Source organism: uncultured Pseudophaeobacter sp., assembly GCA_905479575.1.
Classification (GTDB): Bacteria; Pseudomonadota; Alphaproteobacteria; order Rhodobacterales; family Rhodobacteraceae; genus Pseudophaeobacter.
In genome coordinates this window covers 1-15,237 of sequence record CAJQNB010000064.1, presented here as the reverse complement: position 1 = coordinate 15,237, position 15,237 = coordinate 1, and the positions used below count along the sequence as shown (strand labels likewise).

Genomic DNA, 15,237 nt, shown 5'->3' with positions numbered 1-15,237 from the left:
GCTAAAGCCGTTCGTTAACCGGCGCAGCTTGCGAGGCCGCATGAGCACAGCATCCCCCCACTCTCAGGGTTCCCAGTCCGTTGCGACTGGGCCTAAGTCGCATCCGCGGCTGGAGATCCGCAATATCCATCGCTATTTTGATGGCCGCGCGGTGGTGGATGATGTGTCCTTGCAGATTCAGGCGGGGCAGGTGACCTGCCTGCTTGGGCCTTCGGGCTGCGGTAAGTCCACCACCCTGCGGATGATCGCCGGGGTTGAGATGCAGGACAGCGGCGAGATCTACGTGGATGGCAAGCTGATCTGCGACACGGTATTTAGGGTTCCCCCAGAGCGGCGAGAGATTGGCCTGATGTTTCAGGACTTTGCCTTGTTTCCCCATCTCAGCGTCGCCGATAACGTCGCCTTTGGGCTGAAGGGCAGCAAGGATGAAAAACGCCTCCGGGTCGAGGAGTTGCTGCAAAAGGTATCGCTGACGCGGTTCATTGACGACTATCCTCACCAGCTGTCCGGCGGGGAGCAGCAGCGTGTCGCCTTGGCGCGGGCGCTGGCACCACGTCCGCGCATCATGCTGATGGATGAGCCTTTTTCTGGGCTGGACAACCGGTTGCGTGATGGCATCCGCGACGAGACGCTGACCCTGCTGAAAGAAGAAGACACCGCCGTTTTGCTGGTCACCCATGAGCCGGAAGAGGCCATGCGAATGGCGGATGAGATCGCGCTGATGCGTGGTGGCAAGATTGTCCAGCAGGGCGCGCCATATAATGTCTATACCCGCCCCAGCGACAAGGCATCAGTCGCGTTCTTTAGTGATATCAATGTGTTGAAGTCACAAGTTAACGGAGCGTTAGCCGATACGCCCTTTGGTCAATTCCTGGCGCCGGGCATCGCAGATCGCACGGATGTGGAAATTGTCTTTCGCCCGCAACATGTTCGGATCGATTTTGACCGCGCTGGCAGGGGACCGCTGCCCACCGCCACCGACGGTGTACCAGCCCGCGCTGTGGTGAAACGGGCGCGCTATCTTGGCCATGAAAGCCTGGTGGAATTCCAGATGGACTATGATGGATCGGTGCTTAAGGTGACGGTGCCACGGGTGTTCCTGCCAGAGGTGGGCCGGGTGATGTGGCTAACCGTGCCGCGCAACCGCTGTTTCGTTTTCCCTGCCTGAGCCAAGGCAAGATCAGCCAAGGCAAGACCCGTTAAGAATCGTCGAGATCTGGCTTCAGCTCTTGTCGCGGTGGGGGTCGTAATCCGCCAGGGTTTTTCCGGGTTCATCCAGGAACAGTTCGGGCAGGGCGCGCACCTCTTCGATCAGATCAACGCGAAACACCCGGAAATCACCGCGTGTCTCGCACCAGGCCGTCAGGGTCCAGACACGCCCCCAATACTCCATATGCAGCGGCCGGATGGTGCGATCCGTCAGGGTGCCATCAAGGCGGCGATACCGCAGCGCCAGCTTTTGCCGGGATTTGATCGCGGCGCGCAGGGTGGGCATATGGGCAAAGCCACGGGCCACATCGGCAAAGGGGTAGACGGCAAATTTCCAGGCGTCGGCCTCGGCAATCACCTCGGTTGGCAAAACCGCATCGACCTTGGCGGCCAGGGCCTGTGCCGCGGCTTTCAGATCCGCATCCGCCGCCTCTGCCACGATGGCCATGCCAAGGTTCAGGGCTTCCAGCTCTGCCGGGGTGAGGGTCAGGGGCGGCAGGGTAATCTGTTCGCGCACCAGATAGCCGACACCGCGCTCTCCCTCCACCGGCACACCAGAGGCCACCAGCGTGTCCATATCGCGGTAGATAGTGCGGGTGGAGACCTCTAGCTGCGCGGCAATATCCTGGGCGCGATGGAGTTTGCCATCGCGCAGGATCTGGATGATTTCAAAAAGACGGTCGGTGCGGCGCATGGGACTACCCTTGGCGCAGAGGTGGGGGCCGCGTCAAGACAGGCGGCCCCCACCAGAAACAGTTCCAGATCAGTTTGGCATCAGGGTCCAGAGAATGGTTTCATGGCGAATGGAGACGCTGTCTGGCGCAATCGCTGCCATCAGGGCCGGGGCAAAATCCTGTTTGCCAAAACTATCCGCCACCTCCAGCGCGGTTTGCATGTCTTTCCAGATCACCGTGTCGGTCCAGGAGCCGTCGCTGCCACAGCTGAGGCGGCGAAAGACAAAGCCGGGATTGGCGCGCACAAAGCCCTCGCTGGCCTTGCTCAGCTGGACGAATTGCTCAGGCGTGACGCCTTCATTGAGGGTAAAGGTGACGGTTTCGGCGACGTGTTGTGTCATATCAAACTCCTTTTGTTGATGTGGGGTCTCTAACAAGGGGCAACTGACATAAACCTGTCAGTTGTGTTTGCCTGTGACTGAAAAAAACTGTTTTTGCATCCTGCACCGGGGGCAAAGCGGCTGCGGGCTCTTTGCGCCGACACAGGAGCTGCGTAGACCTGTGGTCAGAGGAATAGTCAGCCGATGCACTGCGCATTGGCAAAGTGAAGGAGAGATTCACATGCTTAACAATATTGGTCTTCCAGGCATCCTGCTCATCGCTGTTGTGGTTCTGGTGCTGTTTGGTCGCGGTAAAATCAGCTCGCTGATGGGCGAAGTCGGCAAGGGCATTACATCGTTCAAAAAAGGCGTCAGTGAAGGCTCCGCCGAGCTGGAAGAAGATGCGGCCACTGAAGCCAAGGACGTGACCCCCGAAGCTGACAAAGACAAGGCGTAAGCGCCGATGTTTGATCTTGGGTTGACCGAACTACTGGTTATTGGCGTCGTGGCGCTGATTGTCGTCGGGCCCAAGGACCTGCCGGTGATGTTTCGAAATGTCGGCAGGTTTGTGGGCAAGGCCAAGGGCATGGCGCGCGAGTTCAGCTCTGCGATGAACGACGCTGCTGACGAAAGCGGCGTGCGGGATGTGGCCAAGGGGCTGAAGGCTGCGACCAATCCTGTTGGTTCGGCTATGGACGGGGTGAAAGAGGCGGCGCAGGATATGGCAAGATCCATTGATCCGACCTCTTACAAACCGGAGTCAGAAACCGGGAAACTGGCTGCTGAACGGGCCAAGGACGCCAAGAAAATTCAAGCCGCAACCGCGCGTGCCGCAGCCGAACGCAAGGCACAGGAAGCAACCGAAGCCCTGGCCCATGCCGAAGCGGCAGAAGCCGCGGTGGATCGCGCGCCGGAACAGCCAAGCAGCGCCGAGCCAGCAGTGGCACCCTCTGACGGAAGTGAGGCCAAAACATGAGCCATAGCGAAGAGGTTGAAGACTCAACCGCCCCGCTGATCGAGCATCTGGCCGAGCTGCGGACCCGCTTGATCCGGTCGGTGCTCGCCTTTGCGGTAGGGGTCATCCTGGCCTTTGTCGTGGCCGAGCCGATCCTGCAATTCCTGGTGCAGCCGATCGAACAGACCCTGCGGGCGCTGGGTGATCCTTCGCCGACGTTGCAATATACCTCGCCGCAGGAATATCTGTTCACCCTGTTTCGGATTTCCATGGTCTTTGGCTTTGCGCTGTCCTTTCCGATGATCGGCTACCAGCTGTGGCGGTTTGTGGCGCCGGGCCTTTATAAGACGGAAAAAGGCGCGTTTCTGCCCTTTCTGGTTGCCTCGCCTTTCATGTTCCTGTTGGGCGCGACCTTTGCCCAACTGGTGGTGACCCCCCTGGCGATGCAGTTTTTCCTCGGCTTTGCGGATGTCAGCTCGATCTTTGCCAACCTGATTTCCAAGGCGGCTGGAGATGTGGCTGTAACCCTGCCGGATGGCGTAAACGTCGATACAGCTGTCGTGCCTGCCACCACGGATGGGGTCAAAATCACCTTCTTTGGCAAGGTGAATGAGAGCCTGGATATCACCCTGAAATTCATCATGGCCTTTGGCCTGTGCTTTCAGTTGCCGGTGTTGCTGACCCTGATGGGGAAGGCTGGCCTGGTCAGTTCTGATGGGCTGGGGGCGATGCGCAAATATGCGGTTGTTGCCATTCTGGTGCTGGCCGCGCTGGTGACACCGCCGGATGTGATCACTCAGTTGATCCTCTTTGTGGTGGTCTATGGTCTCTATGAGATCTCGATCTTCCTGGTGCGCCGGGTTGAGGCCAAGCGCGAAGAGAAGCTGCGGGCAGAGGGCTATTATGATGATGAGTATGATGATCCTTTGATGGCTGAGTTCGACGAGGATGAAGACAAGTAGGGCCGCAATGGTTTGACAGATAAGGGGCGCGCTGGTGAGAACTGGCGCGCCCTTTTTTGTGCCGGATTGGAGGCTGCAAGATTAGGCGCTGAGCTCTCGAGACAGAAGGGGTGGGTTTGCGCAATACCCGGCGCAGGCGACAGAGCCACTTGCCGCCAATGAAGGAACGTGCTTTCAAAACCGCAGCTATTGACGGAGGCAGGACATGGACGAAAAAACACTGACACGCATTGCTGATGCTCTGGAGCGGATGTCTCCGGCGCCTCTGGCAGCACCGGATTTTGGCACGGCTTCGGCCTTTGTCTGGCATGTCGCCCCCGACCGGCTGCAGCCGGTTGAGCGGGTGAACCGGGTGGATCTTGATCTGCTGGTTGGTATTGAACGCGCCCGCGATACCCTGTTGGAAAACACCCGTCGTTTTGCCCGCGGCGAGGCGGCCAATAACGCCTTGTTGTGGGGGGCGCGGGGCATGGGGAAGTCCAGCCTGGTAAAGGCCATCCACGGGGCGTTGTTGCCGGATCACGGCGATCTCAAGTTGGTGGAGTTGCAGCGTGAAGATCTGCCTTCGGTGGCGCGGTTGCTGAACCACCTGCGCCAGGCGCCGTACCGGTTTATCCTGTTTTGTGATGACCTGTCCTTTAGCCATGATGACCAGCACTACAAAAGCCTGAAGGCAGTGCTGGATGGGGGCATTGAGGGGCGGCCTGACAATGTGGTGTTCTTTGCCACGTCTAACCGGCGCCATTTGATGCCGCGCGACATGATCGAAAATGAGCGTTCCAGCGCCATCAATCCTTCGGAGGCGGTGGAGGAGAAGGTGTCGCTGTCTGATCGCTTTGGGCTGTGGCTGGGCTTTCACCCCTGCGATCAGGATGAATATCTTGCCATGATTTCAGGCTATTGCAGCGCCTATGGTGTGACGGTCGACGCCGAGGCCATGCGCGCCGAAGCCATTGAATGGCAGGCGACACGCGGGGCGCGCTCTGGCCGGGTGGCCTGGCAGTTTTTCACCGATTTGGCGGGGCGTCACGGGGTTGCCTTGACCGGGTAGCGGCGGAGCAAGACCAAAAAGACCGCACAGTCAAAGCTCCAGCCCTGTCTAAGCACGGCTGGAGCTTTGTTTTTTTGGCAGGTGACCTGTTCGGGAAACCGCCCGCACTGCGGATCAGGGGGCAGTTAGTTTAGATAGGGCAGTGGGTCGAGGCTGTCATAGCCGTTGCGGACCTCAAAATGCAGGGTTGCGCCTTCGATCTCTTGCAGGTTGGCTATGGTCTGGCCGCGCTTTACCCGGTCGCCTTTGCTGACCAGAATTTTGTCGACATTTGCATAGATGGTTAGCAATTGCGGATCATGGCGGATGACAATGATCGGGATGTTTTTAGAATCCTTGGTGATGGCGGCAACGGTGCCGGATTCAGCCGCCTTTACCGGTGCGCCTGAGGCGGCGGCGATGTCGATCCCGTCGTTGCGCCCCTGGGCGTAGGTCTGCACGATTTTCCCCTGAACCGGGTAGGCCATGGCGCTTTGGCTGGCGCGGCTGGGGGCTGGTACATCAACGGTGGGCAGGTTTTGGGAGGCCACATTGGCGGGTGCCAGGTCTTCCTCGGGCAGCGGCTTGGTTGCACTTGGCGGCGTTGGCGTGGCGCTGCCCTCGCCGGGGGCGGTGGTGGCCGGGACCACCGGGGTGCGGGAACGCTGCTGGTCTTTGAGCGGGATCAGCAAGTGTTGGCCCTCGCGAATGGCAAAATCGCTGCCCAAACCGTTCCATTCTGCCAGAGATTTGACCGGCACCTGATAGAGCCGGGAGATCGTATAGGCAGTTTCACCGCGCACCACCTTGTGGCGCACGGGTTCGGGGCCTGCCTGAACGGCGGCAGGGCGCTCCGGCGCTGTGGGTTGCAGGTCGGTGGTGGTCACCGAGCCGGGATTGGGCGAGGTTGTCGGGGATGCATCAATGGCGCTGCCTGCAAGGGAGGCAATGTCGACACCGCCAGGCGACGTGCTGCCGTCTGCGGCAGGCAGGCTGTCCGGGGCGCGCCGGGGCAGGGCGATGATTTCGCCCTTGCGCAGGGTGTCCCCGGGTTGCATGCCATTGAACCGGGAAATTTCCCCCACGGGCAGACCAATGCGGGTGGCCACATCCGAGACCGTGTCGCCGCGCTCTGCCACCGCAACCTGGTAGGAGGGATAGGTGATCAAGCCACGGGCATCCGCCGCCGGGCGATGGGTGGTGGCGGTCTGGGCTGCGGCGGTGGTGTTGAAGCCGCCGATCTGTCCGCGCAGATCATAATCCAGCGGTCCATCACATCCGGCAAGAAGAGCCAGCACAGGAAGCGAGGCAAGCGCCATGCGTCGACCCGCGAATCGAAGTCTGGCGCTGCTAGAAGGGCTGCCTGTCATCATGCTATCCTCATTTCGTGTCGTGTTTTTAAACGCGCCGGATCTTTGCCGGTTTTATGGCCTCTTGTGCTGCTGCGCGACTGCAGGTCAATGGTTTTCTGCAGCTCAGGGGGCAATCGGCGCCAGTTTGCCTGAATTTAGGCTTCTTTGCCCAATCCTTCCAGCAGGGGAACAAACCGGACGGGCCGCAGTTCATCATAATCGAGACCGTCTTCGGATTTGCGCACCCTGATCAGGGTCTGCACCGTGTCGGACTGGCCGACGGGAACAACCATGATACCGCCGGGTTTGAGCTGCGCCAGCAAGGGGCCGGGGGGATCTTCGGCAGCGGCAGTGACAATGATCCGGTCAAAAGGCGCCTGATCGGGCAGGCCAAAACTGCCATCCCCCACCAGCGAGGTCACATTTGGCAGCTGCAGGGCATCAAAAATCATTCGGGCTTCGCGCACCAGGCGGGCATGGCGGTCGATGGTATAGACCCGCCGGGCCAGCTTCGCCAGAATGGCGGCCTGATATCCCGAGCCAGTGCCGACCTCCAGCACGGTGTCGCGTGGCGAGACCTGCAGGGCCTGGGTCATCAGGCCAACCACCGAAGGCTGAGAGATGGTCTGGCCGCAGGCAATCGGCAGCGGCGTGTCCTCATAGGCGCGTTCGGAAAAGATGCCGCGGACAAAGGGACCCCGGTCAATCTGCTCCATGGCCTCCAGCACCCGGCTGTCGGTCACCCCGCGCGAGCGCAGGGCAAACAGAAACTGCATCTTTGTCTCGGGGTCGGGGCTGGTCATTCGATTCCTGTGAACGCATATAACATATCATGGGCGGTCAGATCGGCGCGCATTGGGGTCACCGAGACATAGCCATTCAGGTTGACGCTGGCGTCGCTATCAGGCGCGGTCTGAATGTGCTGATCACCGCCACGGATCCACAGGTAGCGGCGCCCGTTTGGAGAAAGCTGCTCTTCGGCTGAAAAGTGAGTGCCACGGCGGAAACCCTGGCGCACCACCCGGGTGCCTTTGACCGCGTCGGCGGGAACGGGGGGGAAGTTGATATTATAAAACAGCCGGTAATCTTGCTGGTCCTGTGGCTCTGCTGCCAGGACCTTGCGCACAACCTCTGCCCCGTGTTGGGCTGCGGCCTCAAAGGGATCATCGAGATCTTTGTTATGAGGGCCAAAATACTGCGACAACCCGATGGCGGGAATGCCCTGTAAGGCGGCTTCCATCGCTCCGCCCAGGGTGCCTGAGTAGAGCGCATTTTCAGCCGAGTTGTTGCCACGGTTCACGCCGGAAAGCACCAGATCCGGGCGGTTGTCCTTCATTGCCACATGGATACCGGCCAGAACGCAATCGGCAGGGGAGCCTTCGGCAGCATAGCGCCGCGGCCCCAGCTGACTGAGCATGGAGGGGCGCGTATAGCTGATGCAATGGCCAACGCCTGATTGTTCAAAGGCAGGCGCTACGGTCCAGACTTCGCCATCAGGTCCGGCGAGATCCTGAGCGATCTGTTCAAGCACGACAAGCCCAGGTGCACTGATGCCGTCGTCATTGGTGATGAGAATGCGCATAAAATCCCCCGCAGCTGTTGAGATCTGAATAGGCATTGGTACAATTGGGGGCAAGTGTTTCGGCTCGTCAGGAGACCGGAAGCTGCGGCGGATCTGGTAGCTGTGCCACAGGTTTGGCCGGGGATAGGCCAAATGCAAACCTTCAACGACAAAAAAAGGGGGGGCTCCCGCGCAGATCGGGGCTTGTGCAAAGCCCCTCTCCCCTTGGGCCCGGCAGGCTGCGCCTGCGGTTGAAAACTGGCGTTGGCCTGATGGGAGGCGGTAATGTTGGGCAATACCCCCGCGCCGCCAAAGGGTTGGGCGCTGCGCTGGGGCGTTGTGGTTTTGTTGAGCTGGCCTAGCCCTGAATATCCGTGAGCAGGCGTGCGGCTTCGGCGTGGATGTCGGCCAGCGGTGCGCGGTCCTCACCAGGGAAGAAGCGGGCGCGCAGGGCGGTGGGCATTGGCTGCGGCTGCAGTATCTTCACCACCGGTCCGGTTTTGACTGTTTCAGCCTGCCAGCTGCGTGCCAGCGCCATTTGGGCTGCCTTGCTGGCGCCGTAGGTGCCAAAGAACTTTTCGCCCGCACGGGGATCATCAAAAAACACCGCCTGACCGCTGCGTCCCAACAGGGGGGCCACATAGGGAATAAGGATCGAAGGCGCTGTGGCATTGACCGCGATGGATTTTGCCCAGTCCTTTTCTCCGACGGAAGGCGCCGGGCTGAGCGGAGCAGCATGGATCGCCGTGTGCAGCCAAAGATCCAGCTGTCCCCAGCGATCATGGATCCCACGGCACAGGGTTGCCATGGCTGCGGGCTGGGTAATATCCATCGGCGCCAATGTAGCCGACCCACCCAGCGCCTTGATGCGATCATCAAGCTCCTCAAGCGCACCGGTAGTGCGCGCAACAGCGACGATATGATGCGTTGGCGCCAAGGCTTCGGCCAGGGCAGCCCCCAGGCCGCGAGATGCGCCGGTGATAAGAGCGATTTTCTGTGTCATGGGCCGTCTTTTGATCCGCTTGAGGCAGGGGGTCAAGTCTCCATCTTGGAGGAGCCGCCTGGATTATGGATGCGTCGCATGGGAAGGGCGCTGACCGCCCCGGATCAAGTGCTCAACCGCCGGGCATTTCGATCCGGCTACTGCGGCCAGATTTTTCCAGGACAATGCCGCCCGGATCAATCCCCAGCACGCGGCCCTGGACCAGCCGGCTGCCGGTTTTGATGGTCTTTACCCGACCGCTGGGCAGGCGCACCATGGCCTGTAGATCATTTTCGACCCCAAAGAGGCCAAGCAGGCTGAGGCCTCTGGATGCAATCATATTGGTCTGGGTGGCTTCTTTGGCAACGCGTGAAGGCGTTTCTGGGCTGGTTTGTGTCATGTCTTACTTTTTATGGCGCAGCTGCGGGGGGCAGCGACGATAACAGGAGGGAGGCCGACAAGCCTGAGGGCCGGGCACTGGTGACGAGGGGGGAGAACCACGCCGTGAAAGGGATCTAAGCGCAGATATGGGCTGCCGCCGCTGGGGGCGAGGGGCAAATTTGAGTGGGCCGATCCTGCGGAGCGGACTATCGGCAAAGCCATGCTAAGGGGGTGGAAAACGGGCGGGCTTTTGCCGACAGGCCTGCAGGGGCAGGGCTGGTCTGGATCACAGGCCGCAGCCCTCTTGAAAGCGCTTGGTGTAACCCAGGTCAGGGCTGGCCGGATGTCGGTCAGGAATCATAGACCAGAGAGGCCAGATCATGGCCATAGGTATGGAGCAGCTCAAACAACTCTTCCAGCTGCGCGCCCTGGTTTTGCAGGGGAGCGAGCGGGTTGTTGGGCTCTGACACCTGTAGTTCAGGATATTGGCCCTCGGGGCGCATATGCAGCATGCAGGCAACGGGGGTGCCGTTGTCGGGCGGGATAGCATTGGCCAGCCAGGCCGGCCGACTGCCAAGGCTTTCGGTCTCCTGCATGTCCAACAGGTCGAGGTAGGCGTCAAAATCTTCAACCCCGAGATTGGCCCAGGTGCCCAAAATGAACTCCTGCCCATCGCTGTCGGCCAGAGGGATCGCCAGAACCGCCCGGACAAACCGCAGATCCCCAATGCGGCAAAAGTCATCGGTGAGCACATCACCGGTCTGCGCCAGAACCGCCGAATTATCCTGTACCACTAGGTCTTCGGGACACTGGTCTGGTCGGTCGCAGCTGAGGCTGAGCAATTGCGCAAAGGTCGCGCCGCAGCAGCGACACTGGCGCGAGGAAGTCAGCATTCTGGCAAGATGTGCGTCCAAGTGGCGGGTCTTTCGTAGAGCTCGAACAGAGCAGGTAGCAAAACACAGGAGAGGCGCCGATCTGTGTGATCAGCGCCTCTCCCTATGACGTTGGGGCTCTCATATCCTGCTTAGCCGGCAAGTTCAAACCCCTCGTGTGATGGCACAGCTGCCGGGCGTCACCAGAGAGGCGAGGCCCGGCACCTGCAGGGGGATCTTTTGGTTCAGGTTGCCAATTTCATGCTGTTCCAGGATTCTCCGGGGGCTGGCATGTCTTGGATCTTTTTGCTCACCCGGCCGCTGCTTTCGAGCGAATCCAGGTAGTCGTTTGAGACACTGCCGGTGACATATTGGCCGTCAAAACAAGAGCAATCAAAGGTGTCGATGTCCTTGTTGCCCTCTTTGGCTGCCCAAACCAGATCTTCAAGCCGCTGATAAATAAGCGCATCGGCGCCCAGCTCTTCGCGAATTTCTTCGGTGCTGCGCCCGTCTGCGATCAGCTCATGCTTGGTAGGCATGTCGATGCCATAGACATTGGGGTATTTAACCGGTGGCGAGGCAGAGGCGATATAGACCTTCTTGGCGCCGGCATCGCGGCACATCTGGACGATCTTCTGGATGGTGTTGCCGCGCACGATGGAATCATCAATGAGCATGATATTCAGCCCCTTCATCTCCAGCGGAATGGCGTTCAGCTTGCGGCGGACCGATTTTTGCCGCTCTGCCTGACCGGGCATGATGAAAGTCCGCCCGATGTAGCGATTCTTTACCAGACCTTCGCGGTAACGAATGCCCATGGAGTTGGCCACTTCCAGCGCCACGGGGCGGGCGGAATCCGGCACCGGGATGATGCAGTCGATTTCCAGGTCGGCCTCGATGATCTGTTTTGCCAGCGTCTGCCCCATGCGCAGCTGGGTTTTATAGACCGAAATACCATCCAGCATCGAATCGGGACGCGCCAGATAGACATATTCAAAGATACAGGGGGTCAGGGTGCCTTCGACCGCCTGGAAGCTGTGCATATTGCCGTCCAGATCAATGAGAATCGCCTCGCCAGGGGCCACATCGCGCAGTTTTTCAAAGCCGTTGATGCCAAAAGCCACGTCCTCAGAGGCAAAGGCGTAGTCATCGCCGTCGCCTTCGGCCTCACGGCGGGCAATGGACAGGGGGCGAATACCGTGGGGGTCGCGGAAGGCCAGCATGCCGACACCTGCGACCATGCAGATCACCGAATAGGCGCCCTGAATGCGCTCCATGGTCATTTTCACCCCGGCAAAAAGATTGCGGATCGGGTCGACCGTGCCATTGACCTTGATGCTGTCAGAGATCTTGTCAGCCAGCACATTGAGCAGGATTTCGGAATCCGAGGTGGTGCGCAGATGGCGGCTGTATTTGGCTGTTACCTTGTCACGCTGCTCTGCTGTATTTGTAATATTTCCGTTGTGAACCAGATAGATACCATAGGGCGCATTGACGAAAAAGGGCTGCGCCTCAGAGGCGCTGAGTGACCCCGCCGTGGGGTATCTTACATGTCCGATGCCCACCTTGCCGCGCAGGGTCTCTGCATCGGAGGCATTGAATACATCTTTGACCAGACCGTTGGCTTTGCTCTCGCGAAAGAACTCGCCCGTGTAGGTCACAATGCCCGATGCATCCTGGCCGCGGTGTTGCAGCATGAGCAACCCATCATAAAGTTCCGCAAAAACCTCGTGCTGTCGGCTTGCGATCCCCAAAATCCCGCACATTGAATGACTCCAATTTCGCTGTAGCGTTGCTGTCGGTTGCTGCAGACCAGGTCCCAGCCTGGATACTGCTGCAGGCTTCCTAGCTTGGATAGGCCGTAGAATACAGAAGAAAGCATGGATTTTTCTGCGTCATTTTCTTGGTGTTGGGAACAGTTTTGTCAGCAATGAGGGAGTTTTTATGCCCCATCACAACCGTGGGGAGTTGCTGCGGACCGGCTGCGGCCAAGAACGGGCAAGGCTCGTGCCCAGCAGCAGCGCCACTGCAGACAAGAAAATGGGCGACCCTTTTGTGACAAGGCCGCCCGAGGGGGGGAGGAAAACTTTGGGAAAGGGTCTGCTCAGGCAGCCTTTGGCGCGGTGTTGGGGGCGGTCTTTGACCCAGCCAGCAGATCCTTCAGCAGGTCAGGGAACTCGGCTTCTTCTTCTTGAACACCGGTCAGGGCTAGTGCGCGGCCCTCATCGCTGGCCAGGATCTGACGGGTTTCCGCCAGGGACAGCTCTTTGAAAGCACCATCCGGCCCGCCTGTTCCGGCCTGGATCAACATGCCGCTTTCGGCCCAGATCAACTCTTCTTCGGCGCATTCAATGTGGATCCGGCCCAGGCGTTCTGGGCTCAGGGCTTTGATACCTTTGTGGCCGGCTAGGGAAATCAGTTTCACCAGAACCAGGGGCAGACCAAACAGGCGCTCGGCTGCGTCGATTTCAAGCGCGACCATTTGATCGGCTGGAAGTTGCAGGTCACAGTCATTGCCCAGGGCTCCGGCAGGAACATGCATCATTGTGGTCAGACGGGGCACCGCGTGGCGAACGGTCTCGACTTCCTGGCAGCCACCGTCGAAGGTGTAGACCATATCGCCTGGCTTAACGTCCCGGGCCTGCACAAAGCCGCGATCGGTTTCCACCAGTGTCTGCGGCAGAAAGCCACCAGTCTTGCTCCGCTGCGGCGCCTGAACCTCTGGTTCGGGACGCACCATTGGGAAATCCAACAAAAGGCCAACCGGCTGATAATCGGCGAAAGTGTTGAAATGATCCAGGAGCATGGTGTCGATCCTTCTGAGCGAGAGTGCCTGTTCGTTTTGTTGATCCTATCTGGCCCTCGAATTGGGACGGAAATGGGGCAGGGGTGCGGCCAATTCCGTTCTTGCCCCCATTTTTCGCAACAAAAGCGCGTTTTTTGCGCCTTTGTTAACCATTGAGTGGGGCTGCTTGAGGATTTTTTAAGAAAATCACGAAAATTCGAAGTTTCAAAATGCGACCAGAAAAAATGATTCTTAATGGTTAACAAAAGGTTAAAGGTTAACCGGAGGCATTAACCTGTCGTTGGGTGGTCTGTGGATAAAGCTGTGAAGTCTTTGCAGCACCATAGAAAAAGGGCGCCAATAAGGCGCCCTTTCAAAATCATGCTGGTTTACCTTGGTAAACAGATCAGGTGTTAGCTGCCGCAAGAGCCGATCAAGGCCTCGTACTGCTGGGTCACCCAGCCGAGGGCCTGCTCAGGATTGCGGTCTTCGATCTTGCCAATCATCTGTTCAAACACCACCGCCGAGCGGCTCTCGTCAACAATTGTAAAGCTCTGCCCGGTCATCACCACATTATAGAGGAAAAAGGCAATCGCCACGAGCAGGATGCCACGCAAGACGCCAAAGAAGAAACCGGCCCCCTGGTCCAAGCCGCCAAGCGCAGATCGCTGGACCAGCGATGAGAACAGTGGCGTGAAGAAGGACACCACAATCAGCGCCACCGCAAACACGGCGGCAAAGGCGGCAATGATCGAGAGTTCGCAACTGTCAGAGATGAATTCGCCAACAACCGGGATCTCTGCCATCAGCGGTTCGACCTGAGGGGCGAACATAAAGGCAAGGATGCCGGCTGCGATCCAGCCCGCAATGGCCATAGCTTCGCGGACAAAGCCACGCGAATAGGCCAGAAGCGCCGATAATACGATGACCAGGGCCACAACCCCGTCAATAATAGTGAAACCTTCCATAACCCTCGCCCGTTAGCCTGCGATAAAATTTCGGCAACTCTAGCCGGCTCCAAAGAATTCGCCAACAAATCCCGCCAGATCTGAGGCTCGGCGCAGGCCAAGACCCTTGATCGAAATGGATTTGCCACCACTTGGAGCTATTGCAGAGGTGAAACCAAGTTTTTGCGCCTCTTTCAACCGGTTTTCGGTCTGTGGGGCCGGACGAAGGGCCCCAGACAGCGATATTTCTCCAAAAACAGCGGTATCTGCGGGCAGGGCGACATCTTCACGGGCGCTGAGCAGGGCAGCTGCCACCGCCAGGTCGGCTGCGGGTTCGGTGATTTTCATCCCACCCGCCACATTGAGATAGACATCCAACCCGGCAAAAGGAATGCCACACCGCGCTTCTAGCACGGCAAGAATCATCGCCAGGCGGGAACTGTCCCAGCCCACCACGGCGCGGCGCGGCTGCGAATGGGGCGAGGGCGCCACCAGCGCCTGCATTTCGACCAGAACCGGGCGGGTGCCTTCAATGCCGGCAAAGACGACAGAACCAGCTGACGGCTCGCCGCGGTCCGACAGGAACAGCGCCGAAGGATTGGTGACCTCGGCCAGGCCGCAGCCGGTCATTTCAAAGACGCCAATCTCATCCGCCGGGCCAAAGCGGTTTTTCACTGCCCGAAGAATGCGGAACTGATGCCCCCGCTCGCCTTCAAAATAGAGCACCGTGTCGACCATATGTTCCACAACCCGAGGCCCGGCAATCTGGCCGTCCTTGGTGACGTGACCAACCAGAATAACGCAGGCCCCGGTCTTCTTGGCAAATCGGGTCAATTCCTGCGCGCAGGCCCTTACTTGCGCCACAGTACCGGGCGCGGCGCCGAGCTGATCTGTCCAAAGGGTTTGGATAGAGTCGATAACCACCACGTCCGGGCGGTTCTTCATCAAGGCATCCAGTATAGGCCCAAGAGACGTTTCCGCCGCCAAAGACACCGGATTACCGGAAAGCCCTAACCGCTTGGCCCGTCTTTGCACTTGCCCTGTTGATTCTTCGCCGGAGATATAGGCGGTTTTCAGACCGAGCGCCGCCAATCGTCCCGTGACTTGCAGTAAAATGGTGGATTTGCCTATGCCGGGATCACCGCCG

The 15,237-nt window shown here is 59.2% G+C and carries 17 protein-coding genes; 5 read left to right on the top strand and 12 right to left on the bottom strand.

What is annotated here, in order from left to right; translation table 11 throughout:
• Nucleotides 1-40: 40 nt before the first annotated feature.
• Nucleotides 41-1,168 (top strand): ABC transporter ATP-binding protein, encoded by a 1,128-nt coding sequence (locus tag QZ268_RS15860; RefSeq protein WP_295454569.1) that lies wholly within the window; start codon nt 41-43, stop codon nt 1,166-1,168.
• A 54-nt stretch (nt 1,169-1,222) separates the two neighbouring features.
• On the opposite strand, the gene QZ268_RS15855 is transcribed toward QZ268_RS15860, so the two are convergent.
• Both QZ268_RS15855 and QZ268_RS15850 read right to left on the bottom strand, forming a co-directional pair.
• Nucleotides 1,223-1,903, bottom strand: a complete 681-nt coding sequence (locus QZ268_RS15855) for a YafY family protein (RefSeq protein ID WP_295454567.1) — start codon at nt 1,901-1,903, stop codon at nt 1,223-1,225.
• A 69-nt stretch (nt 1,904-1,972) separates the two neighbouring features.
• Nucleotides 1,973-2,284 carry a hypothetical protein gene (locus QZ268_RS15850; protein WP_295454566.1) on the bottom strand — a complete coding sequence of 104 codons (312 nt, stop codon included), beginning with the start codon at nt 2,282-2,284 and terminating at the stop codon, nt 1,973-1,975.
• 220 nt (nt 2,285-2,504) lie between these two features.
• On the opposite strand from QZ268_RS15850, the gene QZ268_RS15845 reads away from it, so the two are divergent.
• The 4 genes from QZ268_RS15845 (at nt 2,505) to QZ268_RS15830 (ending at nt 5,231) form a co-directional block, all read left to right on the top strand.
• Nucleotides 2,505-2,720, top strand: coding sequence for a twin-arginine translocase TatA/TatE family subunit (locus tag QZ268_RS15845; protein ID WP_295454564.1), 216 nt, complete (start codon nt 2,505-2,507; stop codon nt 2,718-2,720).
• A 6-nt stretch (nt 2,721-2,726) separates the two neighbouring features.
• Complete coding sequence (gene tatB / locus QZ268_RS15840; RefSeq protein WP_295454562.1) at nt 2,727-3,239, top strand: Sec-independent protein translocase protein TatB; 513 nt, start codon at nt 2,727-2,729, stop codon at nt 3,237-3,239.
• Nucleotides 3,236-4,180, top strand: coding sequence for a twin-arginine translocase subunit TatC (locus QZ268_RS15835; protein WP_295454560.1), 945 nt, complete (start codon nt 3,236-3,238; stop codon nt 4,178-4,180). The genes tatB and QZ268_RS15835 overlap by 4 nt, the downstream gene beginning before the upstream one ends.
• 205 nt (nt 4,181-4,385) lie before the next feature.
• Complete coding sequence (locus QZ268_RS15830) at nt 4,386-5,231, top strand: ATP-binding protein (protein WP_295454559.1); 846 nt, start codon at nt 4,386-4,388, stop codon at nt 5,229-5,231.
• 125 nt (nt 5,232-5,356) lie between these two features.
• Here QZ268_RS15830 and QZ268_RS15825 read toward each other — a convergent pair whose 3' ends face one another.
• The 10 genes from QZ268_RS15825 to radA form a co-directional block, all read right to left on the bottom strand.
• Nucleotides 5,357-6,580: a peptidoglycan DD-metalloendopeptidase family protein gene (locus tag QZ268_RS15825; RefSeq protein WP_295454557.1), complete on the bottom strand. Its 1,224-nt coding sequence runs from the start codon at nt 6,578-6,580 to the stop codon at nt 5,357-5,359.
• A 137-nt stretch (nt 6,581-6,717) separates the two neighbouring features.
• Complete coding sequence (locus tag QZ268_RS15820) at nt 6,718-7,365, bottom strand: protein-L-isoaspartate(D-aspartate) O-methyltransferase (RefSeq protein WP_027239780.1); 648 nt, start codon at nt 7,363-7,365, stop codon at nt 6,718-6,720.
• Nucleotides 7,362-8,144 (bottom strand): 5'/3'-nucleotidase SurE, encoded by a 783-nt coding sequence (gene surE, locus QZ268_RS15815; protein WP_295454555.1) that lies wholly within the window; start codon nt 8,142-8,144, stop codon nt 7,362-7,364. Before surE ends, QZ268_RS15820 begins: the two co-directional genes overlap by 4 nt.
• Before the next feature lie 337 nt (nt 8,145-8,481).
• On the bottom strand, nt 8,482-9,126 hold the full coding sequence (locus tag QZ268_RS15810; RefSeq protein WP_295454553.1) for an SDR family NAD(P)-dependent oxidoreductase: 645 nt from the start codon (nt 9,124-9,126) through the stop codon (nt 8,482-8,484).
• A 112-nt stretch (nt 9,127-9,238) separates the two neighbouring features.
• Nucleotides 9,239-9,505 (bottom strand): hypothetical protein, encoded by a 267-nt coding sequence (locus tag QZ268_RS15805; RefSeq protein ID WP_295454551.1) that lies wholly within the window; start codon nt 9,503-9,505, stop codon nt 9,239-9,241.
• A gap of 331 nt (nt 9,506-9,836) precedes the next feature.
• A complete protein-coding gene (locus QZ268_RS15800; protein ID WP_295454549.1) occupies nt 9,837-10,379 on the bottom strand; it encodes a DUF2199 domain-containing protein in 543 nt (180 codons plus the stop codon).
• Nucleotides 10,380-10,603: 224 nt separating this feature from the next.
• Nucleotides 10,604-12,124, bottom strand: a complete 1,521-nt coding sequence (gene purF / locus QZ268_RS15795) for an amidophosphoribosyltransferase (protein ID WP_295454547.1) — start codon at nt 12,122-12,124, stop codon at nt 10,604-10,606.
• Nucleotides 12,125-12,462: 338 nt separating this feature from the next.
• The gene (locus QZ268_RS15790) at nt 12,463-13,164 is read right to left on the bottom strand and encodes a Hint domain-containing protein (protein WP_295454546.1); all 702 of its coding nucleotides are present in this window, start codon (nt 13,162-13,164) and stop codon (nt 12,463-12,465) included.
• Nucleotides 13,165-13,556: 392 nt separating this feature from the next.
• Nucleotides 13,557-14,111 carry a CvpA family protein gene (locus tag QZ268_RS15785; RefSeq protein ID WP_295454544.1) on the bottom strand — a complete coding sequence of 185 codons (555 nt, stop codon included), beginning with the start codon at nt 14,109-14,111 and terminating at the stop codon, nt 13,557-13,559.
• 39 nt (nt 14,112-14,150) lie between these two features.
• On the bottom strand, nt 14,151-15,237 hold a 1,087-nt coding region (gene radA, locus QZ268_RS15780), incomplete at its 5' end, for a DNA repair protein RadA (RefSeq protein WP_295454542.1).